The organism is Streptomyces sp. NPDC045846 (genome assembly GCF_056431605.1).
The window spans coordinates 73,017-98,339 of the sequence record NZ_JBWKKJ010000005.1 but is presented as its reverse complement, the minus strand read 5'-3'; the positions used below and the strand labels follow the sequence as shown (position 1 = coordinate 98,339).

Below are 25,323 nucleotides of genomic sequence, written 5' to 3'. Positions count from 1 at the left end.
GTCCGGCTCCTAGCGTCAACGACCGCAACGCACAACGACTTTGGAGCAGAACATGATTGTGGTGACCGGGGCTACCGGGAATGTGGGCCGGCCTTTGACGCAGGCGCTGGCCGACGCGGGCGAGCAGGTGACAGCGGTGTCGCGGCGCGCGATGGAGGTGCCGGACGGGGTCCGGCACGTGGCGGCCGACCTGGCCGATCCCGCGGGCCTCGCCCCCGTGTTGGACGGTGCGAAGGCGTTGTTCCTCCTGCTCTCCGGCGACCTGCACGCTCCCGAAGCGAGGCCGACCGACATCATCGACCTGGCGGTGGCCAGCGGGGTCCGCCGGATCGTCCTGTTGTCCTCGCAGGGGGTGGCGACCAGGCCGCTCGGCCCGTCGCGGGTCGCGATGCGCGCGGTGGAGGACGCGTTGCGGGGCTCGGGCCTTGACTGGGCTGTCGTGCGACCGGGCGGTTTCGCGTCCAACGCCTTTGCCTGGGCCGAGTCCGTCCGCACCCACCGAACGGTCGCGGCGCCCTTCGGCGATGTCGGGATTCCGGTCGTCGACCCGGCGGACATCGCCGAAGTCGCCACGGCCTGCCTGCTGGACGACCGGCACAGCGGTGGAGTCTTCGAGCTCACCGGCCCCGAGGTGATCACACCTCGGCAGCAGGCGGAGACCATCGCCGCCGCCCTGGGCACGCCGGTGAGGTTCCACGAACTCATCCGCGAGGAAGCCAAGGCGGCGATGACCCAGTTCGTTCCGGCGGAGCTCGCCGACGACACCCTGGACATCATTGGCGGTCCCACCCCCGCCGAAGTGCGCATCAGCCCGGACGTGGAACGAGTACTCGGCCGCTCCCCCCGCCCCTTCAACAGCTGGCTCACCCGCAACATCGCCGCCTTCCGCTGAGTCCCAACTCGCCCAGGGCACAAGGGCACCCCCGTGCGACCACGACCGCACGGGGGTGCCGCCACCTCCACGGTCCCCGCTGCGCCCCGTCGACCGGCGCGGAACCTGACGTATCCCCACGTGCGGCGAACCGGCCTTCCCCATGTGATCCGGCACCGGAGCGGCGCAGGCGTCCCCGCGCTCGTCGGCGCGGACGATCCGGGCATCGAGACGATCGCGCTTCCCCACGTACGACGCCGACGATGCCCAGCCGCTGACCGTGCGAAGGGAAGCCCGGCCCCCTCCGCCTCAGTACGACTGACGGAACCGGCTGCCGCTAGGCACGGTGGGCCCGTGCGGCGAGCCAGCCCGCCATGGCGCGCACGCCCAGGCCGATCGCCCGCTCGTCCGGGGTGAAGTCCGGGAAGTGCGGATAGGAGGTCGTGACCGCGGCCCCGGGGGTGCGGACCCCGAGGAAGGTGTACGTACCGGGGATGCGGTTCAGGTAGAGCGCGAAGTCCTCACCACTGAAGGGGATCGCCGCCCGCATCTCGGTCACGGCGCCCCTGCCGAGCGTGCGGCGCAGATGGTCGGCGAGGACGTCGCCGTCGCCCGCGGGGCAGACCATGGCGGGGAACGGGTCGGCGGGGAAGGTGACCTCGCCACCCTCGTACCGCCCCACCAGGCGACGGATACTCTCCCGCACTTCCTGGTACCGCTCCGGCGGCCAGCAGCGGCTCGACACGCTCACCTTGGCCCCATCTGCCCGCGCCTGAGTCGTCACGAAGCGGGCAAGCGGGCCGCCAGGCGTCTGCAGTTCCGCGACCAGGCGCGCCAGCTCGTCCTCGCCCGTCGGCGGCCGCACCGTGGCCAGGGCGCCGATCTCGGTGGCGAGCCGCCGCGCGGCCGCGGCCGCGGCGGCATCGGAACCGGACAGGGTCACCCCGGCGTGGTCCTGCCCGGGCAGCCCGAAGCCCGACGTCACGGCGAACTGCCCGACCGGGAACGGTCCGCAGTGCAGCGCGTGGATCTCCTGGACTCCGGTGCGCTCCAGGAACCCGGCGTCCAGCACCTTCTGCGCGCCCGCCAGCGACTCTTCGGCAGGCTGGAACAGGAACACCACCGTGCCACTGAGCCGTTGACGCATCCGGGCCAGAACCCGTGCGACGCCCACGGCCACCGTCGTGTGGATGTCGTGTCCGCAGACATGAGCGGTGGCGGGCCCGCCCCCGATGATGCTCTGCGGGGGCACCGCGTCCATGTCGGCCCGGTAGGCGACCGTCCGGCCCGGCCGCGAGCCGCGCAGAACGCCGATCACACCGTTGCCGCCGACGCCCGTGGTGACGCTCAGCCCCGCGTCCCGAAGGTGGCGGGCCACCAGCGCGGCGGTGCGGTACTCCTGCCCCGGTGCTTCGGGGTGACTGTGGAGGTCCCGCCGCAACGCGATCAACTCACGGTCCGGACGAGCCATGTCGGAATGCGCCGCGCCCGGCACGGTCGGCCGCCCTTTCCCCTCGGCGAAGGCCGTCCCCGCGCAGAGGACCCCTGCGCCGGCAGCGGCCACCCCACCCAGAACCACACGCCGTGCGAGTCCCCGCTCCATCGGTCGCTCCACCGTCTTCCCCTGCTCCCCTGGCCGTCGTGATGTGACTCCTCAAGCCTGCCGACACCACGCCCAGCCGCCCAACCGGGCCGCCCCCGCTTCGGGGTAAGGAAAACCCCCGGCCCGTGCCCTCTCCCCTGCGGTCTCGACGGCATGACTACGATCGTCATCGAAGTGGCAACAGCACGAGGGGGAACGGAAAATGTTCGCAGCCATCTACCGGTGGCGCCTCCAACAGGGCAAGGAACAGCAGTTCATCGATGGTTGGCACCGGATGACCGCGGCGATCCACCTCCAGTGCGGAAGTTACGGATCGCGGTTGCACCAGGCCGACGACGGCACGTGGCTCGCCTACGCGCGCTGGCCGACCCCGGAAGCCCGCGAGCAGTGCGCGCTGCCCGATCCTGAGGCCGCGGCGATGATGAGTGACGCCATCGCGGAACGCTTCCCCGAGGCCCGGCTGCACATCGTCGACGACCTGCTCGCGGAACCGTCCGCCTGACCCGAAGCAGTCCAGCACCGGCACTCCCTGCGGCCCGCGCACAGCTCTCCCCCCTCAATCCCGTCACACGCCAAAGAGATCACCCCGCCCACAACTCCTTTTCGGCCAAAGGGATTTGCCGGGCGAATACGCACCGGGCACGAGCAACGCGTGAGGCCCATGCCTCATCTAGTTGCTTGGCACGGCGCATCAGGCGCCCTGTCGGCGGAGAAGGATCGCCAGCTGCCAGAAGGTGCGCGATCCATGGGAAGGGAGTCCATGACCAGGACGACAACGGCCTTCCCTGCCTGGGCCCCGTGAGCGGGGCACGCGGCCTTCGCCTGTCCGCCTCAGGACACTGGCACGCAGCACGAAGGAGTGTGTTTCTTGACTGCCCAACTTCGAAAGAGCGCCGGTCTGCGGGGGCTACTGGCGCTGATCACGGCTCTGTGCGGGATCGTCGGTGCCGCCTCGTTGGGTGCGACACCCGCGGCAGCGGCCGACCAGCGCCAGGCGATCTACGCCATCGCGCACCGCGTCGACACCCTCGACGGTGTGGACGCCGCGCTCAAGCACGGCGCCAACGGCATCGAGATCGACGTCTGTTCCTGGTGGAACCCGAACGAATGGCGCGCCTACCACGACTGCTCATCGGCCGGTGACAACCGACGCGGTCCCAGCTTCGACAGCATGATCGACCGCATCGTCTCCAACGCCAACGCCGGACGCCGACTGGCTCTGGTCTGGCTGGACATCAAGGACCCGAACTACTGCGGGGAAGCGCCCAACCGCACGTGCAGCGTCGCCGGACTGCACGACAAGGCCCAGCGCCTCACGGCCGCCGGGATCCAGGTGCTCTACGGCTTCTACGAGTACCACGGCGGCAGCACCCCGGACGTGGGCGGCCGGGGCTGGAAGAGCCTCGAAGGCAAGCTCGGCCCGCTGGAAGGCATCACCACGACCGGCACGCGTGACCAGGTCATGGGCGCGTTCAACCGGTCCGGCTCGGGATTCCCGGCGGGCCACCGGGCGATGGACTACGGCGACACCGACATCACCAACGGATTCGGCAACTGCACGGAGCCCGGCCAGAAGACCTGCGCGGAACTGAAGAAGGGTGCGGGAGAACGTTCCGCCAGGCGTCTCGGGGCAACGTTGTCGTGGACGACGACGTACAACGACCCGTGGTACGTGGACAAGCTCCTGGGCGACGCACGTGTCGACGGGATCATCGCGGGCTACGGCGCCTTCACCGGCGTACGTGAGTACGACGACAACTGGAAGTGCGCCAACGCCATCAAGCTGGTCCGCGACTGGGTGAGCAAGCACGGCTCCACCCATCGCATGGCCACCAGCTCGGACCGGCTCTTCAAGTAGCGTCCACAGCCCTGCGAGGACGGACCTGCCGCGCCTTGCCGCCAGGGGCTCCCGGGCCGTCGGCCGGACCACCGGCCGGCGGCCTGCCTGACACCGGGCGCTCAGGTGCGGTCGTCCACGGGGTCACCGGGCTTCCACCGCGCGTCCGACCCGCCCGGTGTCGCCGGCGGACGCGGAGGCGCGGCCGGAGGGTGCGCGCCCCGGTTCGGATTCTGCGGAATGCCCCCGCCGCGGCCCGAACCGGAGTCGTCATGGCTCCCGGTGGACTCGCGCGCGGGCCGCCCCGTCTTCGTCGGCGGAACGTGAGCGCCCGTGGCTTTCGCCTCCGGCGCGAGGGAGGCAGGGGCCGGTGGCGTTGACGCGGGAACGGATCCGACAGGGGTCGACGCTGCGGGGGACGGAGACGCGGGCCCGGAAGGGGTGGCGCTCGTCGTGGCACGGGGCGACGGCCCGGGCGGCTCGGCCGCTCCCCCGCCCGAACACGCGACGAGTCCAAGGGCCAGGGTCAGTACGGACAGCGCGCCGAACGCGGCGCGGGAAGGGTGGTTCACAGTGCTCTCTTCTCAGGTGCCCACGAAGTAGACCACGTTCTGTCGTGGACACCCATCTGCGCGCCTTCAGCCTCAGAGGGAGCCGCGCCCGGGACGGATCGCTGGAGCGCTGGTTCCGTCAGACCGCGGCGACCGGCCCCTCCGTCGCCTTGAGGTGCTGCATCGCGCTCAGCTTGCGGACGAAGACGATCGCGAGAATCCCCGCCGCCATGCTCAGCACGTCGGCCAGCATCATGACGTCGGAGGCGCGCTGGAGCGTCTGAGGGGTGTCGGCGTTCTTGTACATGGTCGAGGCGATCCGCCCAACCACCAGGTTGGCCACCCACAGGGTCCACCAAGCCGTGATGGGCCACCGGGAAACGGTGCGCGACGAACCGTCCGCTGCGGTCTGCGCGCTGGCCGTCCAGATCTCGCGGGCAACCTGGGAAGGGATCCACAGGTTGCCGATGGGGATGAACCACCCACCAATCGTCCAGCCCTTGCCCCGGGTGCACACGTCGCCCGCGAACACCTCGGCATTCGAGCGGACACGGTAGAACCAGATGATGAAGACGACCGCTGTCGCGATCAGGATGATCCCCTGAAGAGATCCGGAGAGTCGTTGGAGGAGGTCCGCGCGGTCGATCTCGTCCCCGCCGTAGGAGAGCGGGTCTCCGCTCACCCCGTGCATGAGGGCGTCGGTGTATACGGCGAAAGCATCGATGGCGGCGGCCACGGCGAGGAGCACGCTGGTGGCGGTGGCCAGTCCGTGCGGTGAACGCAGCACTGGTCCGGACGATGGCATGACGGCAGGCTGCGGCAGCATGTGGTGGGACCCCCCGAGGAAATGTGCGGACCACCCACGAGAGTGGGCGCCGGAGAAACGTATGCCATGTGGTCTGGCCAGGCGAAACGGAATATCTCGTACGCCTTCTCCCGCACGCCCATTCCGACGGGCGGCCGCGTTCCATTCCAGCCAACCGATTTGATGAAATCCCCAGTTGAAGCTCGGCGGTTCGGGCCGCCGAACGCACGTCGGGAGCTGCCCCGTATTCCCTTTCGGGTCCGGAAAGGGTCTCACCACGAATCCTCGCGTCACGAATCCACAGCCGATACGGCGGCATCGGTGGCAGGCCGGGGAGCACGGTCCTGGGGCCGGTGCGGCGGGCGCGCTCACGCCGGACGGCCTGCGGGTGGCGACATGGCCTGCCTCGACCCCTTTTGCGCCGCGATCATGTCACCGCTCTGTGACAGGGGTGTCGTAGGGCGACGACACCCCTGTCGCCGCGGCTCACAGCCCGTTCATAGTGATCGAACAAGCACTCGTGAGCCGTGAGCGGTTCAGCTTCGGCCAAGCGATACCAAGGGGTTTTCATGTCCGGCAACCGTCGCAAGGCCTTCCTCGTCTCCGCAGCTCTCCTCGGCGGCACGATGCTGATGACGGCGTGCCAGAGCGGGGACGGGGATGCCGCGCAGAGCCCCTCTCCCGGAACCCAGGCCCCCAACACGGCGGCCCCATCGGGCTCTTCGGCCGTGGGCGGCGGGCAGGGCGGGGGCAAGAACACCGGTGGTCAGGGCTCGACCGCAGGCACCGGCTCCGGCGGGAACAGCAAGACCGCCAAGTGCCGTACCTCCGACCTGGAGATCACGGCCAAGGACCGCACCATCGGGGGCGACGCCGACGGCACGGTCGTGGTCGAGCTGAAGAACCACGGCGGCCACGCCTGCGCCATATCCGGCTACGCGGGTGTCGACCTGAAGACCAACGCGGGGACCGTGTCCGCCAAGCGCACCGGAGAACCGCCCCTGCGGCCACCCTCAAGGTCGGGCAGGCGATCGACTTCGGCATCACCTACCCCATCAACCGGACCGGCGGCTCGGGCGTCCGCATCACCGGGCTGCTGGTCACCCCGCCGAACGAAGCCAAGACAGTCACCCTCACCTGGCCCGGCGGTGCCACGCTGCCTGCCGACGACGGCAGCTCGCCGGTGAAGGTCGGCCCGATCGGCAGCGCCGGCCAGGGAGGCAATTAGGCGAACTTCGAGCCACGGGCGCCGAGTAGGCCGCCTGCGAAATCCGCCCGGCCTCAGGAGCATCCCTGGGGCCGGGCGGTTTGTCTTGGGCGGGACCACAGACCGGGCACCCGCCACCAGCACACGGACGTCCCCGGGTAACGTACGGCGCAGGAAGTGCGGTGGCTTGCGATGTCACCCCTCCCGCACCTCATGCACAAACACCCCAGCACAGCCCGCTTCACTCCCGACAAGGAGACGGATTCCGTGACCACCGGCATCGTCGCGCGTGAGAGCTACTACGAGCGGACGGGCGAGCACACCTACAAACCCACGGCTCACGCGGGTGGTGCGTGGCAGAGCGATGAGCAGCACTTCAGCCCGCTCTCGGGGCTCGTGGTCCACGTGATGGAACGCCATCTCGCCAAGCGCCCCGAGCCCTTGACGCTCGCGAGGATCAGCTACGACATCCTCGGCCGCGTCGCCCTCGACGAGTGCGAGGTAACCGTCGAGACCGTGCGCCCCGGTCGCACCATCGAGCTCGTCGAAGCGACCGTGGTCATCGCCGGACGCCCGGTGGTCCGCGCCCGGGCCTGGCTGCTGGCGTCCCTGGACACCACGTCGGTCGCCGACAGCCCCCACGAGCGGATCCCCGCCCCCGATCAGCTCGCTCCCTGGTCCATGGGCGAGAAATGGGACGGTGGCTATGTCTCCTCCATCGACGTCCGCCGGAGTGAACCGGCCCGCAAGGGTCGCGCGGCGGCCTGGGTGTCCTCGCTCGTCGACCTGGTCGCGGGCGAGCCGAGCAGCACCCTCGCCTCGTACATCGCCCTCGTCGACACCGCCAACGGAATCGCCGTGCAGCAGGACCCCACGGCGTGGATGTTCCCCAACCTCGACCTGACGATCCACCTGCACCGCCAGCCGCGCGGCCCATGGACCGGGCTGGACACCACGGCCACCTTCGGCCCGACAGGGCAGGGGCTCACCAGCAGCGTCCTGCACGACATCGACGGACCCGTCGGCCACGCCGAGCAGATCCTCACCGTGCGCCCGCTGTAGGTGAGTTCACGCCTCCGTGCCGGGGCTCCAAGTGCTGGCCCACGAAGCTTTCCGATCGGCTGATCCGCGGCTCGGGCGGCTGCCGCCCACCACACCGGGCACGCACGTGGACGCAGCGGAGTTGATCGCGCCGCGGAATGAGTAGGCGTACTCAGGCGCGCCCCTCGACGGTCTGGCATGGTCCGACCCATGAGACAGGTACTCGTCAAAACGGCGGCTCGTCTGCCGCGGCCCTGGTCCCGCAGGACGTCCCTCGGCACGGATCTGGCCGCCGGTCTTCTGCTGTCCATGATCGAGATCGCGGTCGTGGTGGGGAAGGCCTTCGCCGATGGCATGGAGGTCTGGGCCGCGCAGGGCGATCAGCGCCGGATCGACGCCTCGCACCTGGCCGACATCGCCTGGTTCGAGTACTTCCTCGGCGCCATCGTGCTGCTCGTCGTCATCGCGGCGCTCTCCCGCGCCCCCTGGACCGTTGTCCTGCAACTCCTCGCCGCCCTGGTGATGGCCGTCCTTCTCGGCCTGGCGCAACACAGTTACGACAAGTCCCACCCCGGGCCCCCGCCGGCCCCCGACCCCCATTACACGCCCTGCTACAGCGGCAGCGGCCGTTGTTACTGACGCAGTGCATGCCGTGCCGGGAGCCGGGTGATGCGCCAGGGCTGGGCGCCATGCCCGACGGTCGCGCCTAGCGGGTGGCGAGGCGCTCCAGCAGGGCCGCGCTCCGCGCGAGCAACACCCGCTCCTCATCGGAGAGTTCGGCCTCGATGGCCTGCGCGAGCCATCCGACCCTGCGCCCGCGCTCCGCGTCCAGCGCCACGCGGCCCGCGTCGGACAGCTCGACCAGCGACTTGCGGCCGTCCGTGGGGTGCGCCCGGCGCGTGATCAGGCCCTGTTCCATGAGCAGCCCCACCGCCCGGGCCATCGACTGCGGGCGTACACGTTGATCGGCGGCGAGATCGCTCGTGGTCATGGCGCCATTGCGGTCCAGCGCGCCGAGCACGGCGACCTGACCGAGCGGGATGCGGTCCTCGTGTTGGACGCGTCGGGTGAGCTTGCCCATGGCGGTACGCAGTTCAGCGGCGATGGCAGCGGCTTCCGAGATGGACATAGGGCACTTTACCGCGCTGGTCAGCATTGCTGCGCACCCGACCTGCACAGCAATGCTGTACAGCAAAACTGCACAGCATTGCTGTATGGTTTTTTTCACGGGCTCAGCGCCAGCGCTGTCGCAGCCGGGGCCCGGGCACACGACAACGGGAAGGACCTCCCATGTCCGCAAAGGCAGTCGAGACCGTCGACGCCACCATCGAGACCGTCACCGCCCGCCGGATCATCGACAGCCGGGGCAACCCCACGGTCGAGGTCGATGTCGTCCTGACGGACGGCTCCCTGGGGCGTGCGGCTGTCCCCTCCGGCGCCTCGACCGGCGCCCGGGAGGCCGTGGAGCTGCGGGACGGAGACTCCGCGCGCTGGCACGGCAAGGGTGTCGACCGTGCGGTCGCCCACGTCAACGGGGAGATCGCGGCGTCCGTACGCGGCCTGAAAGCGGTGGACCAGGCGGGGCTCGACTCCGCGCTGATCGCCCTCGACGGCACGGCCACGAAGTCCCGGCTCGGCGCCAACGCGATCCTCGGCGTTTCCCTCGCCACCGCCAAGGCCGCCGCGGCAGCCCACCGCCGCCCCCTCTACCGCTACCTCGGCGGCGACGACGCCCACCTCCTGCCGCTGCCGATGATGAACATCGTCAACGGCGGCGCCCACGCCGACAACCCGCTGGATTTCCAGGAGTTCATGATCGCGCCGGTGGGTGCGGAGACCTTCGCCGAAGCCGTCCGCATGGGCAGCGAGGTCTTCCACACCCTGCGCCGCGACCTGCTGGCCGCGGGGCACTCCACGGGCGTGGGCGACGAGGGCGGTTTCGCGCCCGCGCTGCGTACCGCCGAGGAGGCCCTCGACTTCGTGATGGCCGCCATCGAGCGCACCGGCTACCGCCCCGGCGCGGACATCGGCCTGGTCATGGACCCGGCGTCGTCGGAGTTCTTCCGCGACGGGCTGTACGACTACACGGGCGAGGGCGTGCGCCGCACCCCGTCCGAGCACGCCGACCACCTGGCCAAACTCATCGACGCCTACCCGGTCGTCTCCATCGAGGATCCGATGGCGGAGAACGACCTGGACGGCTGGCGCGAGCTGACCGCCCGCGTGGGCGACCGCTGCCAGCTCACCGGTGACGACGTGTTCTGCACCAACGAGACACTGCTGCGCGAGGGCATCCGTACCGGCGTCGGCAATTCGGTTCTGGTCAAGGTCAATCAGATCGGGACCCTGACCGAGGCGCTCACCGCCGTCGCCACCGCCCACCAGGCGGGCTGGACGGCTGTCATGTCGCACCGCTCGGGCGAGACGGAGGACACCACCATCGCGGATCTGGCCGTGGCGACCGGCTGCGGTCAGATCAAGACGGGTTCACTCTCCCGCTCCGACCGCACGGCAAAGTACAACCAACTGATCCGGATCGAGGAGGAGTTGGGCGACGCGGCACGTTTCGCGGGCCGCTCCGCACTGCGTCGGGCATGAACAGGAGGAGGGGCCGGCCGCCCCGCGGGCCCCCACGTCGATCGGGGGCCCGCTCGCGTGCGCGACCCTTCGCGATGGCCCGACACCCTGTCGTAGCCCTGATCACGCCTTACGGGATCTCAGTGGGCGGGAGGGGGCCGGGCGGGCTCGGGTCAGCCCTGGGCGGCGGCTGCAGCGGCGAGCTGTTCACCCCGGCGGCGCGACCGCTTGCCGTACATGGTGGTCCACACGACGAGGACGCCGAGGACGCCGTAGATCATGAACGGGCTGAGGTACACCATGTCGTCCGTACTCAGCGCGTACACAAGGCCGATGCGGGTCACCGCCTCCAGGCAGTAGGCGATCCCCCAGACCGTTGTCATGGTGGTGATGGTCTTGCGGAAGCCCTCGTACTGCCACAGGCCGTTCCACCAGGCGGTAGCAGCGGCGGTGCCGTCGGTCGCGAACTTGCGGCCGAAGTAGAACATCAGCGGGCGCGGGGCCAGCAGTGTGGCCAGGCACAGGAGCCCGAACAGCCCCGTCACGGCCGAGTCCTTGAGCAGCAGGGCCCGGGCCGAGTGCGCGCCCACGAGCGACACCACGGCCGTGATCACCAGAAACACCAGGGTGACGACGGCGAACTCGTCCAGACGGCGGCGCCATGCGAGATGGAAGGCACTGTCGAGCACCGGCCAGGCGCCCCCGGCCAGGAGCGCGGCGAACTCGCTCCAGCCGTGGTCGTGGAGCGCGTTGTACGTGAGGATCGGAGCGACAACGTTGAGGGCGATGGTGAGGACCCAGCCGAGGGCCGCGGCGCCCCCGGATCGGACCGGCGGGCCCGGGCGCTCCTGCGGGCCGGACGCTCCGGCGTCCGGCGCGCTCTCGGCGCCCTGCGTGTTCGTGGTGTTTCGAGCGGGCACGGTTCCCCCTGAAGGTGCCTGGAAAGCGCGGGCTGCGCGCAGGTAAGACAGGCCCGGAGTAAGGGACTTCGGGCCCGGCACCGAATGATCACCGACCCTGGCCGGAATGGCTAATTCCAGCCAGGTCCCGAGCTGGAAAACGACGTCCTTGGAAGCTCACGCCCCGCTTTGTCCCACCCGAGTGCAGCCGGTCACGAGGGGGCCCTCACCGCCCCGGCTCCTCTCAAGTGACGCCTCAACCGGCGGACTTCGGCGTCCGGCGTGCGCCTCCCGTGGACGCGGCGTCCTCCGCAGGAGGAGACGCACGTGTGCTCCTCCCCCTCGACAGAGGCGGAGGAGCACACGTCCCCAACCCCGGATCCGGGCGGTCGCCGCGGCGGCCGGGGGTCAGTTCAGAACTGCAGCGGGTCCAGGCGCGTCTTGTTGTCCTCGCTCAGGGACAGGCGGTTCGCGATGGTCGGCGCGAAATCCCCGTCCGAGAAGCCCAGGTCGAGTTCGTATCCGAACTTCCACGTGTCGTCGCCGTGGGGCTGGATGTTCAGCCGCAGGTGACCCGCCTGCAGTGCGTCCCAGGTGAAACCCGCCCGCACCTTCAAGGTGATCGGGTGGGTCGTACCGTCGCCGAACTGCCCGAAGAATCCGGTCGCCGAGGCGGCCACCTTGTTGTTGCGGTCCAGGACCTGAACGGACAGCAGCGTGTCACCGTCCTTGTTGTCATCGAGGGTGAAGAACGTGATCGACGCATCGGTCAGCGTCGCCCCCGGAGCCGCCAGGCGGCCGTGGGCCGATGAAGCGTGGTGGGACGAAACGACCGGCGAAGACGCGTCGGCAGCGTGCACCGCCCCGGCCGATCCGAACACGACGGCGAGAACGACGGCGGCCGACGCGGCTGCCCTCCCCATGAATTTGCTGGTCCTCATTGCACTCCCCTTTGCAAACGGCGCGAGACATGGTGGTCGAGTGAGAGCCCCGTCTCGCTCTGGGGCTCTCCGACGTCAGCGGGGTCGACCACGAAACGGCTGTATTTCCCCTTCCGCACCGCTGGGCAGGAAGAGGAACGGTGCATGGCCGTCCCCCGTTTCCCCTGACGGCCATGCCCGTCGCCGTGGTCCCTTGCTGATCGACGGAATCCAGTATGTTGGGCCGTCACGCACCGTGGATCCGTAGTTCTGACAGGGCAAATGCGCGGCCTTTGAGCTGCGGAAACGTGCCGCGGCCACCTTCTGGCGGGCACGGTGCGGCCTTGTTCGGGCTTCAGACCGGTAGTTCTGCGGGCCCGTCCGAGGCGGTCCGGTGTCGCAGCCCCGGCGCCCGCCTTCTCGCCCGGACTCCATGGGCTGTGGCTCGGCTTACGGGACAGCCTTCAGCTGCCGGATCAGTGCCCGGCGCGACGAGATGCCGAGCTTTCGGTAGACGTTGCCCAAGTGGTAGTCCACCGTCCTTATGGACAGCAGCACTTCGGCGGCGATCTCCCTGCTCGTGCGGCCCTGCGCCGCCGCCCATGCGATACGCCACTCCTGGGGTGTGAGCACGCCCAGATCAGCCCGGTCGGCACTCGGCACGGCGCGCAGGCCGAGCACCGTCAGCTCGTGGCGGGCCTGCTCCGCCCACAGCTTGGCCTCGGCCGACTCGAAAACCTCCAGCGCCGACGCGAGCGGCTGATACGCCTCCTGACGACGTCGGGACCGGCGCAGCCACTGGCCTTGGCACAGCAGCGTTCTGGCCCGCTCCAACGGTTCGTCGACGTCGCGGTGTGCCTCGATCGCCGCGCTGAACAACGATCCGGCCGCGGTGCCCCGCGCCAGCAGCGCACGGCACCGCAACGCGGCGGCGCGACGGCCTCTGCGGCCCGTCGCGGCGACGGCGGCGTCCAGCCGCTCCAGCACGCCCCGCGCCTCCTCGGTCCGCCCTGCCCGAACCAAAGCCTCGGCCAGGTCGGCGGCGACGGGCACGACAGCCGGTTCGACGACGGCGCGCAGCACGGTGTCCGCCCGACGCAGCTCGGCGACGGCGTCGGTGATCCTGCCGCCCGCCAACGCCACGAGGCCCAGCGCGTACCGGACCCGCGCCTCGGTCTCCAGGTCGTCCGGGCACAGCCGCATCGCCTCCTCGGCATGGGCCGCGCAGTCGTCGGCACGGCCGAGAACGGCGGTGACCATGGCGAGCGTCGCGCGGGAGGCCGCGATGGTGGTGGGCTGCGCCATCGCGTCGGCGAGCCCGGCGCATTCCAGAGCGTCGGAGTACGCGGTGAGAGGGCGGCCGACGCGGACCTCCAACTGGGCTCGGCGGCGCAAGCCGTAGCCGAGCAGCGCGATGTCGCCGACGGCTCGGGCCGCGGCCACGTCACGTTCGACCATGCGGCGCGCCACGTCGTAGTCCTCGATGTACATCAGGACCTCGGCCAGTTCCGCGCACGCCCCGTTCGGCACGTGCCGCTCGCAGACCGCGACACATGCTCCGGCCAGCTCCGCGCCGGCCCGCTGCCCGGCGAGCACCTGCGCCAGCGCCAGGCGCACCGCTCCTTTGGGGAAGACGGGGTTGGGGCGGCCGTCGGGGGCGGTCAGCACCATCACCTTCGTACAGACGTCGAGCGTCGCCTCGACGTCCCACCTGGCCAGCGGAGCGTTCATGGCCAGACTGAGCATGCGGCCGGCCGCCAGCCTGTCCTCCGGTCCGGCTCCGGCCGCCTCCGCGACGAGCGCGTCGAAGATGTCGCCGGTCCGCCCGCGCAGGACCGCGTGGTAGGCGCGGTCGCCCAACACCTCGATGCGCGCGCTGATGTCGTCCCCGGCCAGGGCCTCCGCCTGGTCGAGCAGTGCCTCGGAATGGTCGAGCGCGCCCGCGGCCGACCAGATCGTCGCGGCCGCGCAGATCCTCGTGGCCCGCAGGACCGGCTCCCCGGTCAGCTCGGCGGCCCGCTCCAGGGCGGCGGCCTGAGCGACGATCCCGCCGTGCCGCCGGGCGCGGTCGGCGGTGGCCACCAACGCCGCCGCGACCTGTTCATCCGGTCCGACCGTCGCACAGGCGAGGTGCCAGGCCCTGCGGTCCGCGTCCTTCGGTGAGGTGCACGCCTCGGCCAACGCGGCGTGTGCCTGCCACCGTTCACCCGGGCCGGCCTGCGAGTAGACGGCCGACCTGATCAGCGGATGGCGGAACGTCACCGTACGGCCGGTGATCTGCACCAGGCCGCTGACGGTGCCCTCGTCCAGTGCCGCGAGCCGCAGGTCGAGCGCTTCGAGGGCCCGGGCCACCACTTCCAGGTCCGCGCTTCCCGCCGCCGCGCACACCAGCAGAGCCTGCCGCTGCCGGGCCGACATCGACACCAGCGAGGCCGCGAAGGCGCGTTGCAGCAGCTTCGTCGTCGGCAGCGGTTCGACCAGCTCGCTGAGGCTTTCCGTGGATTCCAACGACAACACCCGCGGCAGTTCCAGGAGGGCGAGCGGATTGCCCATGGTCAGCGCGGCCAGCCGGGCACCGACCAGCGCCGGAACATTCCCGCCGCGGGCCAGCAGATGCAGACTGGCCTCCTCGTTCAGCCCTTCCAGGCGCAACGTCTCGATGCCGGGCGCGTCGAACTCGGGGACGTCCCGGGTCGCGAACACGATCAACACCGCATCCGCGAGCAGCCGCCGGGCGGTGAACACCAGGGCGGCGGCCGACGCGTCGTCGATCCAGTGCGCGTCGTCGATCAGACACAGCAGGGGCCGGCGCGCGGCAGCCGCGGTGAGCAGGGCGAGCGTCGCCGCGTAGACGGCGTGCCGGCCGCCCGCCACCGCAGGCGCGTCACCGTCATCCGCCTTCTGTGGCACGAGGGCCGTCAGCACGTCGGCGTACCGGGCCGGTAGCTCCCGCACCACGTCGAGCAGCGGCCCGATCAGCTCGCTCAGCGACGCGAGCGCCAGCTCCGACTCGAATTCGACCCCGGCCGCGCGCACGACGGTGCACCCCTCGGCGTGCTCGGCGAGGTGATCCAGCAACGCCGTCTTGCCGATGCCCGGCTCACCGCGCACCACGATGCTGCGCCCTTGGCCCCGTCGCGCCTCGTCCAGCAAGAAGGCCAACCGCGCACGTTCCGTGTCCCGCCCGACGATCCGCATGTGCCCCCAGACCACTGCCCCCGCTGGGAGACATGCTAGGGACGATCAGCCCATGGATACCCGTCGCGTTCACGCCCCCTCGGGAGAGCGCTGCCCTGCCTCGGGCACCTCCCCCTGGTCTTCGCTCAAGCAACTGATGGGACAGCCCGTACCGACGTATGTGCCGCCACCAGCCATGGCGGCCACAGGCCTCCCCCACCCCGCCGTCGGCCCTCAAGAGGTCGCACAGTCCGGACGCGTCGGGCCAAGGGGACGGCGGAGTTCCGGGGGCTCATCAGGGGCGCGAGTGATCGTGTGCCGTCAGGCGGTGTCCGGCAGGTCGGCGAGGTAGGGCGGGGCGGGCTCGTACTGGATGTACTGGCGTACGGCGCGGGCGTGGTCGCGGCCGTGGAGGCGCCCGATCAGCCACAGCGCCATGTCGATACCGGCCGAGACGCCCTGGCTGGAGACCAGGTTGCCGTCGACGACGTAGCGCGCGTCCCGGACCACGGTGACCTCGCCCCGGGCCTCAAGAGCGTCCTCGAACTGGTAGTGGGTCGCGACCCTGCGGCCCCGGGCCGGGCCCGCCTCGTGCAGGAGCAGGGCCCCGGTGCACACGCTGGTGGTCCAGGCGGCGTCGGCCGCGGTAATACGAATCCAGTCGGTGAGCACGGAGTTGGACACCTCGCGGCGGGTGCCGTTGCCGCCCGGGACCAACAGGACATCCAACGGCGGGTGGTCGTCGAAGGTGTGGTCCGGCAGGACGCGCATGCCCTTGTTGCAACGGACGGCATCGGGGCGTTCGGCGATGAGTACTGCCGTGTCGGCGTCGTCGCGCAGCATCGAGGAGGCGGTGAACACCTCCCACGGCCCGGTGAAGTCCAGCTCCTCCGCGCCGTCGAAGATCAGCAGCCCGTAGGTGGTCACATGTGCTCCTTGGTGGATCGAAATCGGTCTCGGTAGTCGGACGGTGTGATACCGAGGTGGCGGTGAAAGGTGCGGCGCAGGGTCTCGGCGGTGCCGAAGCCGTACCGATGCGCGATGGTCTCGACGGGGTGGGCGCTCTCGGCGAGCGCTCGTTTGGCGGCCTCGACGCGTACGCCTTCGACGTACGCCGCGGGCGGGACGCCGAGTTCGGCCGTGAACCGGCGCTGGAGGTGACGGGGGCTCAGACCGGCGTGCGTGGCGAGATCCGCGATGCCGTGGCGGGCGCCGGGATCGGCGTGGATGGCCGCGACCGCGGCGCGCAGGGGGTCGCTGGTGGGTTGCGCGGACCACAGGGCCACGCTGAACTGCGACTGGCTGCCCGGGCGGCGCAGAAACATCACCATCTCCTGCGCGACGGCGTGGGCGACCTCCCGCCCCAGGTCGTCCTCCACCAGGGCGAGTGCGAGGTCCATTCCCGCCGTCACCCCGGCCGACGTCCACACCCGCCCGTCCCTGAGGAAGATCGGATCGCAGTCGACGGTCACTTCGGGATGCTCCCGGACGAGCTGCTCCTCGCGCGCCCAGTGCGTGGTCACCCTGCGTCCGTGCAGCAGTCCGGCGGCGGCCAGCAGGAACACCCCGCTGCACACCGAGGTGACGCGGCGAGCGGTGGCTCCCGCGGTGGCCAGCCAGTCGGTCAGCGCCGGGTCCTGCCGGGCGCGGTCGACTCCGGCGCCCCCGGCCACCACCAGCGTGTCGACCCCCGCCGGGTCCAGCCCGTCCACACCGAAGGGTGCGTGCACCGGCACACCGCTGCTGGACCGCACCGGTCCCGACAGCGGCGCCATGATCTGGCAGGAGTACCCGCCGGAGAGCCGATCGGCGTGGTGGAACACCTCGTGCGGACCGAAGAGGTCCAGGGGCTGGAAACCCTCGAAGAGGACGAAGACGACGCGGCGCTGCTTCACCCCTCCACTCTGTGGTCCCCCCTCGGTGGCGTCAACGACATGTACCCCACACATCGCGCCATGCCAGCGATCCGGGGATGCGGGGCGAAGCGACGCCCTCGGACGTCGCATGGCTTCCGCCACGCACCCCCTGCGCGTCCCCGGCGCACCCCGCCGTGTTTACGATCAAGGTGCGGCCGGGACATGGGCGAAGCAGCGTCCCGGAGCAGGTGGAACACACCGGTAACCTCACATACCGGATCCCGCACGGCAGTTGCGGGGCCGGGCACGGAGCAAGGAGCGCGGCATGGACAAGCGGCACGAGCCGGGGCGACGAACGGTACTGGGAGCCGCGGCCCTGGGCGCCGGAGCGGCGGTACTGGCCGGAGCGGGACAGGCCAACGCGGCCGGAACGAGCTCGGCGGAGCGCCAGACACCCGCCGGGCGGCCCGCGAAACTGCCCGTGCCGTTCGTCGTAGGCCACCGCGGCGCCAGCGGCTACCGCCCGGAGCACACCTTCGGCTCCTACCAACTCGCCCTTGACATGGGCGCGGACGTCATCGAGGCCGGTGACCTCGTACCGACCAAGGACGGGCACCTGGTCTGTCGGCACGAGCCCGACATCTCGGCCACCACCGATGTCGCCGACCACCACGAGTTCGCGGGGCGCAGGACCACCAAGACCGTGGACGGCAAGCAGATCACCGGGTGGTTCACCGAGGACTTCACGCTCGCCGAACTCAAGACGCTGCGCGCCAAGGAGCGCATCCCCGACGTCCGCCAGCACAACACCATGTACAACGGCCGCTGGGACGTGCCCACCTTCGAAGAGGTTCTCCAGTGGGCGGAGCGCGAAGGCCGCCGCCGTGGCCGCCCCGTATGGATCTACCCCGAGACCAAGCACCCCACGTACTTCCGCAAGCGGGGCCTGAACATCGAGGAGATGCTCGCCAAGCTGCTGCGCCGCTACGGCCGGCACACCGCGCACGCCCCGAACATCCTCCAGTCCTTCGAGCCCAGCAGCCTCAGGCGGCTGAGCGCGCTGGGCGTGAAGTGCCCGAAGGTCGTCCTGCTGGACGAGCCGTCCGTCCGGCCCGCCGACTTCGTCGAGTCCGGCGACCCGCGCACCACCGCCGACCTCCTCAAGCCCGAGGGGCTCAAGTGGATCGCCGGCTTCGCCCAGGGCATCGGCCCCTGGCTGCCGCAGATCATCGCCCAGGACGACCGGGGCAAACTCGGCAAGCCGACCACCCTCGTCCGTGACGCGCACGCCGCGGGCCTCTTCCTCACCCCGTACACCGTGCGGAACGAGAACAGCTTCCTGCCGCTGGACTTCCGGGTCGGCGAGAAGCCGGGCGACTACGGCAACGCACTCGCGTACTTCAAGGCCCTCTTCGCCACGGGCATCGACGGCCTGTTCTCCGACGACCCGGACACCGCCCTGCTGGCCGCCGAGGAGTTCCGCCGCCGCTGAACCGGCCCGCCCCGGACGGCACGCTCCCCGCGCCCTCGGTCTCCGCTCGTCACTTCGAGCCCGAGGCGACCAGCTTCGCGGTGATGGGTTCGAGCTCGGCGACCAGCTCGTCGAGCTCGGCGGGAGACAGTGCCTCGTACGGCGGGGCCGCGAGCTCGTCGGTCAGGGCCTCGATGCGCCGCTTGGTCTCACGGCCGGTGTCGGTGAACCGGCGCTCGGCGTCGACGAGCCCGCGGCCACGCAAGCCGTCCATGACCGCGGCCAGCCGCGCCTTCGGCAGGTGGTGGATGCGCCCGAAGGACTCCGGCGGGTGGATCCCCATCTCCAGCGCGGAGAGCACATGCGCCTCGGTGCCGCCGATGCGCGCACCGACGAGAGCGGCGACGTGCCCGTCGCCCCGGTGCTCGCGCAGCATGGTCGCCGAGTGCCACAGCCGGGCGACCGGGTCGCTCGGCACCGCGAGGGTGCGCATCCCGGCGTACATGACCCGGCCCTCCATGGGCGCGCTCGTCGCGGCCTTGGTGGTCAGGTCGGCCGCGCGCAACAAGCCCGGGGACTCGGCCAGTTCGTCGCCGATGATCCGCCGTAGGGAGGCCGCGCTGCCCCGCTCCCGCGCGGCGACGGACGCCTCGGGCGGGATCGTCTCCCACGCGCTCGGGATGTGCCGCGCCGCTTCACCATCGGCGAAGCTGTAGAAGGCCGCGTGCACGACGTGCGCCGGCACTCGCCCCAAAGGTGCGGCCCGGCTGGCGAAGTAGCCGTCCCAGTAGGTGCGGTGGCCGAGGGCGGCGAGTTCCTGGTTGCACTCGTCGGCGAAGAAGCTGACCAGGCAGATCGGTTCCAGGAGCTCGAACATGCGGCGGGCGCTGTGCGTCATGGCTCCCATCATGCCCGCGGTCGCACCCCGTGGAGTGGTACGGGCCGCTCGCTCGGAGCCTTGGTGCGTCAGCCGGATACCGGGCTCTCCCGGGCTCGATCGGGGCTCGACCGACGGCTGGGCGGCGCGGCGCTGCGCCGCCCAGCCGGGGTCACGGGAGTTGTCGGCGCGGCGGCGGCCCGCCACCGGCCCGGGTGCCGCGTGTAGCTGAAATCCCGGCACTCCGGGACCGCATCGAGTGCTCGGCGCCCTCGGTGCCGCTCATGCTCGTCGCCCGCCGTCGACCGACATCGCGATCCCGGTGATGTAGGACGCGGCGTCCGAGCAGAGCCAGACCGCTGCCGCCGCGGCCTCCTCCGCCGTGGCCAGCCTGCCCAGGGGCGTGATCGCCTCCTGCCGCGCGACCATGTCGGTGCCCGCTGCCACCTGGTCGAACCCGGGCGTGCGGGTCGGGCCCGGGCAGACGGCGTTGACGCGGATGTTGTCCGGGGCGTAGTCGACCGCGGCGACCTTCGTGAGTCCGACGACTCCGTGCTTGGCGGCCACGTACGCGGGGGCGGTCGGAATGGCGTACAGGCCGCCGTTGGAGGCGATGTTGACGATCGCGCCGCCTCGGCGTCGCCGCAGCACGGGCAGTTCGTACTTCATGCACAGGAAGGTGCCGGTCAGGTTGACGCGGGCCACCCGCTCGAACTCGTCCACACTCAGCTGGTCGAGCTTGCGGTGGTGTGAAGCCATGCCCGCGTTGTTCACGGCGTAATCGAGACCACCGTACGTCGCGACGGTGCGCTCGACGGCCGACTGGACGGAGCGTGCGTCGGCGATGTCCACCGTGACCGCCAGCGCCTCCCCGCCGTCCTTCCTGATCATCTCGGCCGTCTCGGCCGCCCTGCCCGCGTCGATGTCGAGCACCGCGACATCGGCCCCGCTCCGGGCGAACTCCAGCGCCGCCGCACGACCGATCCCGCTGCCCGCACCGGTGACCAGTGCCACCTTTCGGATGTCGCTCATGCCAGCGGCTCATGGTTCGCCCAGGCCACCTTGTACGGGTGCCTCGATTGCCAGCGGTCGATGACCTCGTGCAGGCCGGGTGCAGTGAACGCCTTCACCAGTGCCTCGGTGTCCGCCACCACTGCCTGCACGATCACGTTCGCCACCAGGGCGGGAATGGCCTCTTCGCCGGGGACGGGGATGTGGCGCCGGGCCACCACCGACTGCACGGAACCGCTGTCGAGCATGACCCGTTCGATGTCCGCGATATATTGATCGAGCGCAGTGTCGGGCAGGGGCTGATCGAAGGAGACGATCATCGTGTGGTTGATCATGCCTCGATTCTTGACGCCCCGCCCCGCCGGAGTCCAAGACCTGTTCGGAACCCGGCGATAACCCCCAGGAATGAGTGAGCGTCATGCGGGGGCCGCGCAGCGGGCGCGGGCCCGACTCAGTTCTCCGACACCGCCCCTACTCCGGCCGGAACTCGGATGCGCTGGCGAAGGAAGAGGGCCGCGCGGTCGAGTGCTTCGTCCGCCTCGTCGAGGACGCCGACGAACGCCTGGAAGACATGCGGCACATCGGCCGTCACGTCGAGGATGACGTCCACTCCGGCGTCCCGGGCGCGGGTGGCCATGCGGGTGGAGTCGTCGAGAAGCACCTCGTTGGTGCCCACCTGAAGGAGCATCGGCGGAAAGCCCGTCAGGTCGCCGAGGACCGCGGGGCTGAGGAGGGGATGGCACGGGTCCTGCCCGGCCAGGTACATGGCCCTCGTGCGTTCCAGGGACTCGCGGGTGAAGAGCGGGTCGGCGTCCGCCCTGGTGTCCATGCTCTCGCCGCTGCGCGTGGCATCGAGCCCGGCGGAGAACGCCAGGATCGCGGCGGGCATCGGGATCCCCGCGTCACGAGCGGCGAGAGCGGTGGTGATCGTCAGACCGCCACCGGCGGACTCACCCGCGAACGCGATCGTGGCAGGGTCTTCCCCACTGTCGAGCAGCGCGCGGTAGGCGCCGAGCGTGTCCTCGATCGCCGCGGGGAAGGGGTGCTCCGGGGCGAGCCGGTAGTCCAGGGAGAGCGCGCGGAACCCGGTCCTGGCGACCAGGTTGCCCGTCAGCGACATCGCGGTCTCCGGTGAGCCGACCACGAAGGACCCGCCGTGGAAGTACAGGATCGTGCCCGCGCGCCGGCCGTCGACGGGCTCGACGAGCAGGGCGGGACGGTCGCCGAGCGTGGTGGGGGTGGTGCGGATCCCGTCCGGTACGGCCATCTCCGCCATCAGGGACCGGAAGCCTGCCCGGAACTCCTCGAGCGAAGAGCCGCTGGGCCGGGGCCGCCGCAGCATCTCGTCGACCTGCGCGCGCTGTTCCTTGCTCATTGTGCGACTCCCTTAAGTAGATGCCGCTACACTATATGCCATGGCAAGTACTTCTTCGGGTGGCGCAGTGGACATAGCGAGCCTCTTCTCCGATCTGGTCCGCTGTGAGACACGGCTCTACAACGCTCTCAACGAGCGGCTCAGCGAGCAACACGGCGTCTCCATGGTGCAATTCGAGTTTCTGCGTCGGCTTCGCACGCACCCCGGCTCACGTGTGGCGGACCTGGCCGCCGAGTTCGCCATCGGGATCGGAGCCGCGAGCAAAGGGGTCGACCGCCTGGAGAAGCAGGGCTGGGTCGTTCGCCAACCGAACCCCTCGGACCGCCGCTCGTCGTTGCTGACCCTGACCGCCGAAGCGGAGGCACTGGTCGACACCGCCGACCGCACCTTCACCGAGCGCCTGGCCGAGCTGCTCGACGACACCCTCGACGGGCCGGCGATGTCGACCGTCGCGCAGACCTTCGCGGCACTGCGCGCCACCCTGGAACGCGACCGAATCGGCACGCCGACAGGCTGAGTCGACCCCGCGAACACGTCACCCCGGGGCTCAGGGCCAGGCAGGGACCGCAGTCAGCAAGGCCTCGAACTCGGGGCATTCAGCGGCCATTTGATGGCATGCGCCGCCACCCCACCCCTTGCGCCAGCCTGCGCGACCTCCGCAGCCGCCGCCTCATTTCCGACCGCTACCAGGCATTTTTCTCCACCACGGCGGACAAGAACCAGTACGGTGCGTTCCAGCGGCCGCCAAACCCGCTCAGGGGTTCCGGGCGCCGCCTGGCACCGTCGTCTCGCGTGGCGGCGGCGCGACGCGAAAGAGGAAGCGTGGAGAGGGAGAGCGTGCAGGACCTGCCCCAGTCGGTGACGGAGCCCGACGGTTCCGTGGTTGTGCGTGTGCTGAGTTACAACATCCGCTCCATGCGCGACGATGTCGCCGCACTCGCCCGAGTGATCAGGGCCTGCCGCCCCGACGTCGTCTGCATTCAGGAGGCGCCGCGGTTCTTCCGCTGGCGCAAGGCCGCCGCCCGCCTCGCCCGCACCTCCGAGCTCGTGTACGTCTCGGGCGGAGCCACCGCCTCCGGCCCGATGATCCTCTGCTCGCTCCGTGCTCACGTGGAACGCACCGAGGACATCCTGCTGCCCCGTACGCCCGGCCTGCACCAGCGCGGATTCGCGACCGCCGTGTTGCGGTTCGGCCGGGCGCGCCTGGGAGTGCTCAGCTGCCATCTGAGCATCGAGGACCAGGAACGTTACGAGCAGGGCCACTTGCTCCTGGAGCAGTTGACCACCCTGGACACACCGCACGCCATCGCGGCGGGCGACCTCAACGACCGGCCCGACGGGCGCACTTTCGGCCTGCTGGCGGACGCCCTGCAGGACGGCTGGGCGACGAAGCCGTGGGGACGCGAGCACACCACCAGGCTGGGTGACCCCCTGCAGCGGATCGACGCCATCTTCGCGACCCAGGGGGTGGAGGTGCTGGGCTGCGGCGTACCGATGGGCCTTGCCGGAATCTCGGAGCACGACCTCCGAGCGGCCACGGATCACCTGCCGGTCCTCGCCGCACTGCGGGTGCCCGCCACGTAGGGACTCGGCGTCCGGGCGGACGGCCGGGATGAATGGCCCGCGGAGCACCTCCCGCGCGTGGGCCGCGCCCGCTCAAGCTTCAAGGAACCGACCTGGAAGCTGGTGGTCAGATCGCCCGGGCCTTGAAGTACGCGGGCGCCGGTCTGCGCCCGAATGCCAGGTCACGGGCAGAGGCAGCCCCGACAGACATCTGGTGTTTGCGCCCCAACTCGCTGTCTCCGCGCACCTGTTCAGCGGCGGTGCGCATGGCGGTGGCGGTTGCCGGTATGCGGGCGGTGCCAGGTGAGCGCGAGAGCGAGGAGGGCGGGCACGAGGATGAGCGTTGTGAACACCATAGGGATACGAGTGCCCCTCTTCTCATGGTCTGCACACTTTGCAACCCGCCGGGTTCTTTGGGCGCGTGACTGCCGGGCCGATTGCCCAGCTTTGCGCCTGGTGTGGAATTCAAGTGGTGCTGCAATCAGGGGCAGTCGGCCCGGGCAGCCGTTCAAAGCCTTGACGCATCGCCCGATCTCCCCGTGAGGGCGGCACATGGCTCCAGAGGCCGATGGAGGCATCAGCCGCGGCCTGAACCGGATGGAACACTGCTCCCCCGCACCATCGCAGACCGCAGCCGATGCCGTTCATTTCATGGATGGTCCTGGACGGGGCCGACCCGCCCGGACAGGTCACGCCCGTGCGTCCGGTCTCACACCCCGGAGCGGAATCCAATCGATCACGCTGCCGGAGATCTCACCCTTGTTCTGAACGCCCCACCCCCTGACCAGCAGCAGGGGTCACGCAGCTGTCCGCGGTACAGGCAGGGGAGCGCGGGGCCGGGTCCGCGGCGAAGAGGGGCCCGCAAGGGAAGCCTCGGGACGCGAATGCTTCGAAGTCGCGGTGGAGATTTTGAAAGGCCGAATTTCGAAAGGCCGACGGGGGGAGGCGAGTCGACAAGACACTCGCGCCCGACCCGAGCATCAGGCCCTCAACTCGTCCCGCAGGGGGGCCTGCGTGGCGTTACTTCACGAACTTCCAGGTGATGCCATTGATGACACCGACGTTCAGCGACGCGAACTTGCGGAACGCGGTCTGACTGAGGTCGATGTGCGCCGCGTCGCAGGACAGGCACTTGTCCCGCACCGGCACCTTGATCGTCTTGCCCTTGTAGGTCACCTGTACCGAAATGCCCCTGCACAGCGGGTCGTTGTTCGGGTTCGGCGTGGTCCACCAGGCGGGTGACACGGCGACCAGGTCCTGGCTCGACGCGTCGATGAGCGTGCCGCAGGCTCCGTAGCCCTTGTCGTTGTAGTACGTGGCCTTGCCGGACATCGGATGACCGATGGGTATGTCGGCGTGTGCCGTTCCGCTGCCGAAGGCGATGCCGACCACTGCGGCCGCAATGACGCCGCTCCATCGTCTGAGCCCCATGAGGAGAACCTCGTTTCCGTTGCGGCGCCCTGCCGTTGAGAGCGCTCTCATGCGGCGGGAGCTTGGTCGGCGCACCCACGGCGCATCAAGAGCACCGAGAGCACGCGTGGCGCCAATTCGCCCTGGCTCAGCGCTATTTGACCTCCGTACAGACACGGGCTGACGAGGTACGGGATACGACAGCGATCCCCACGCGGACTGGACGCCGCAGAGCCGAAGGAAGGCGCGATGCACTCGCCGCCCCCTCCGCC

At 70.4% G+C, this 25,323-nt stretch carries 22 protein-coding genes and 1 pseudogene; 10 read left to right on the top strand and 13 right to left on the bottom strand.

The features are described 5' to 3' along the window. The first annotated feature begins 52 nt into the window (after positions 1-52). Positions 53-892 carry an SDR family oxidoreductase gene (locus AC07F3_RS15490; protein WP_479114233.1) on the top strand — a complete coding sequence of 280 codons (840 nt, stop codon included), beginning with the start codon at positions 53-55 and terminating at the stop codon, positions 890-892. A 316-nt stretch (positions 893-1,208) separates the two neighbouring features. Here AC07F3_RS15490 and AC07F3_RS15485 read toward each other — a convergent pair whose 3' ends face one another. Continuing rightward, positions 1,209-2,474, bottom strand: a complete 1,266-nt coding sequence (locus AC07F3_RS15485; RefSeq protein ID WP_479114231.1) for a M20 metallopeptidase family protein — start codon at positions 2,472-2,474, stop codon at positions 1,209-1,211. A gap of 202 nt (positions 2,475-2,676) precedes the next feature. On the opposite strand from AC07F3_RS15485, the gene AC07F3_RS15480 reads away from it, so the two are divergent. Both AC07F3_RS15480 and AC07F3_RS15475 read left to right on the top strand, forming a co-directional pair. Further along, on the top strand, positions 2,677-2,976 hold the full coding sequence (locus AC07F3_RS15480) for a hypothetical protein (protein WP_479114229.1): 300 nt from the start codon (positions 2,677-2,679) through the stop codon (positions 2,974-2,976). Between the two features lie 366 nt (positions 2,977-3,342). Beyond that, positions 3,343-4,332 carry a PI-PLC domain-containing protein gene (locus tag AC07F3_RS15475; protein ID WP_479114227.1) on the top strand — a complete coding sequence of 330 codons (990 nt, stop codon included), beginning with the start codon at positions 3,343-3,345 and terminating at the stop codon, positions 4,330-4,332. 669 nt (positions 4,333-5,001) lie between these two features. On the opposite strand, the gene AC07F3_RS15470 is transcribed toward AC07F3_RS15475, so the two are convergent. Continuing rightward, the gene (locus tag AC07F3_RS15470) at positions 5,002-5,667 is read right to left on the bottom strand and encodes a DUF4328 domain-containing protein (protein WP_479114225.1); all 666 of its coding nucleotides are present in this window, start codon (positions 5,665-5,667) and stop codon (positions 5,002-5,004) included. Between the two features lie 569 nt (positions 5,668-6,236). Here AC07F3_RS15470 and AC07F3_RS15465 point away from each other — a divergent pair. From AC07F3_RS15465 to AC07F3_RS15455, 3 genes and pseudogenes are all read left to right on the top strand, one after another. After that, a pseudogene (locus AC07F3_RS15465) lies at positions 6,237-6,895 on the top strand (DUF4232 domain-containing protein). A gap of 246 nt (positions 6,896-7,141) precedes the next feature. Continuing rightward, on the top strand, positions 7,142-7,936 hold the full coding sequence (locus AC07F3_RS15460; protein ID WP_479114223.1) for a thioesterase family protein: 795 nt from the start codon (positions 7,142-7,144) through the stop codon (positions 7,934-7,936). A 189-nt stretch (positions 7,937-8,125) separates the two neighbouring features. Beyond that, the gene (locus AC07F3_RS15455) at positions 8,126-8,554 is read left to right on the top strand and encodes a DUF6234 family protein (RefSeq protein ID WP_479114221.1); all 429 of its coding nucleotides are present in this window, start codon (positions 8,126-8,128) and stop codon (positions 8,552-8,554) included. 67 nt (positions 8,555-8,621) lie between these two features. Here AC07F3_RS15455 and AC07F3_RS15450 read toward each other — a convergent pair whose 3' ends face one another. Further along, positions 8,622-9,044: a MarR family winged helix-turn-helix transcriptional regulator gene (locus AC07F3_RS15450; RefSeq protein WP_479114219.1), complete on the bottom strand. Its 423-nt coding sequence runs from the start codon at positions 9,042-9,044 to the stop codon at positions 8,622-8,624. Positions 9,045-9,205: 161 nt separating this feature from the next. On the opposite strand from AC07F3_RS15450, the gene eno reads away from it, so the two are divergent. After that, positions 9,206-10,513 (top strand): phosphopyruvate hydratase, encoded by a 1,308-nt coding sequence (gene eno, locus AC07F3_RS15445; RefSeq protein WP_479114217.1) that lies wholly within the window; start codon positions 9,206-9,208, stop codon positions 10,511-10,513. Between the two features lie 152 nt (positions 10,514-10,665). Here eno and AC07F3_RS15440 read toward each other — a convergent pair whose 3' ends face one another. From AC07F3_RS15440 to AC07F3_RS15420, 5 genes are all read right to left on the bottom strand, one after another. Then, the gene (locus tag AC07F3_RS15440; RefSeq protein WP_479114215.1) at positions 10,666-11,412 is read right to left on the bottom strand and encodes a VC0807 family protein; all 747 of its coding nucleotides are present in this window, start codon (positions 11,410-11,412) and stop codon (positions 10,666-10,668) included. 392 nt (positions 11,413-11,804) lie between these two features. Beyond that, complete coding sequence (locus AC07F3_RS15435) at positions 11,805-12,332, bottom strand: hypothetical protein (RefSeq protein ID WP_479114213.1); 528 nt, start codon at positions 12,330-12,332, stop codon at positions 11,805-11,807. 429 nt (positions 12,333-12,761) lie between these two features. Next, positions 12,762-15,509 carry an ATP-binding protein gene (locus AC07F3_RS15430; protein ID WP_479114212.1) on the bottom strand — a complete coding sequence of 916 codons (2,748 nt, stop codon included), beginning with the start codon at positions 15,507-15,509 and terminating at the stop codon, positions 12,762-12,764. Positions 15,510-15,809: 300 nt separating this feature from the next. Further along, positions 15,810-16,415 carry a DJ-1/PfpI family protein gene (locus tag AC07F3_RS15425; RefSeq protein ID WP_479114210.1) on the bottom strand — a complete coding sequence of 202 codons (606 nt, stop codon included), beginning with the start codon at positions 16,413-16,415 and terminating at the stop codon, positions 15,810-15,812. After that, positions 16,412-17,383: a GlxA family transcriptional regulator gene (locus AC07F3_RS15420; protein WP_479114208.1), complete on the bottom strand. Its 972-nt coding sequence runs from the start codon at positions 17,381-17,383 to the stop codon at positions 16,412-16,414. The genes AC07F3_RS15425 and AC07F3_RS15420 overlap by 4 nt, the downstream gene beginning before the upstream one ends. Before the next feature lie 286 nt (positions 17,384-17,669). Here AC07F3_RS15420 and AC07F3_RS15415 point away from each other — a divergent pair, with 286 nt between their 5' ends. After that, entirely contained in the window at positions 17,670-18,836 is a 1,167-nt protein-coding gene (locus AC07F3_RS15415) for a glycerophosphodiester phosphodiesterase (RefSeq protein ID WP_479114207.1), read from the top strand. Between the two features lie 49 nt (positions 18,837-18,885). Here the strand turns inward: AC07F3_RS15415 and AC07F3_RS15410 are convergent, their stop codons facing one another. The 4 genes from AC07F3_RS15410 to AC07F3_RS15395 form a co-directional block, all read right to left on the bottom strand. Continuing rightward, positions 18,886-19,713 (bottom strand): SCO6745 family protein, encoded by an 828-nt coding sequence (locus AC07F3_RS15410; protein ID WP_479114205.1) that lies wholly within the window; start codon positions 19,711-19,713, stop codon positions 18,886-18,888. Positions 19,714-19,974: 261 nt separating this feature from the next. After that, positions 19,975-20,724 carry an SDR family NAD(P)-dependent oxidoreductase gene (locus tag AC07F3_RS15405; protein WP_479114203.1) on the bottom strand — a complete coding sequence of 250 codons (750 nt, stop codon included), beginning with the start codon at positions 20,722-20,724 and terminating at the stop codon, positions 19,975-19,977. Then, positions 20,721-21,038 (bottom strand): hypothetical protein, encoded by a 318-nt coding sequence (locus AC07F3_RS15400; RefSeq protein ID WP_479114201.1) that lies wholly within the window; start codon positions 21,036-21,038, stop codon positions 20,721-20,723. The genes AC07F3_RS15405 and AC07F3_RS15400 overlap by 4 nt, the downstream gene beginning before the upstream one ends. Before the next feature lie 116 nt (positions 21,039-21,154). Further along, entirely contained in the window at positions 21,155-22,078 is a 924-nt protein-coding gene (locus AC07F3_RS15395; protein WP_479114199.1) for an alpha/beta hydrolase, read from the bottom strand. A 40-nt stretch (positions 22,079-22,118) separates the two neighbouring features. On the opposite strand from AC07F3_RS15395, the gene AC07F3_RS15390 reads away from it, so the two are divergent. Both AC07F3_RS15390 and AC07F3_RS15385 read left to right on the top strand, forming a co-directional pair. Continuing rightward, positions 22,119-22,595 (top strand): MarR family winged helix-turn-helix transcriptional regulator, encoded by a 477-nt coding sequence (locus tag AC07F3_RS15390; protein WP_479114197.1) that lies wholly within the window; start codon positions 22,119-22,121, stop codon positions 22,593-22,595. Between the two features lie 320 nt (positions 22,596-22,915). Further along, a complete protein-coding gene (locus tag AC07F3_RS15385) occupies positions 22,916-23,662 on the top strand; it encodes an endonuclease/exonuclease/phosphatase family protein (RefSeq protein WP_479114928.1) in 747 nt (248 codons plus the stop codon). Between the two features lie 999 nt (positions 23,663-24,661). On the opposite strand, the gene AC07F3_RS15380 is transcribed toward AC07F3_RS15385, so the two are convergent. Continuing rightward, the gene (locus AC07F3_RS15380; RefSeq protein ID WP_479114195.1) at positions 24,662-25,072 is read right to left on the bottom strand and encodes a cysteine/serine endopeptidase inhibitor; all 411 of its coding nucleotides are present in this window, start codon (positions 25,070-25,072) and stop codon (positions 24,662-24,664) included. Between the last annotated feature and the right edge of the window lie 251 nt (positions 25,073-25,323).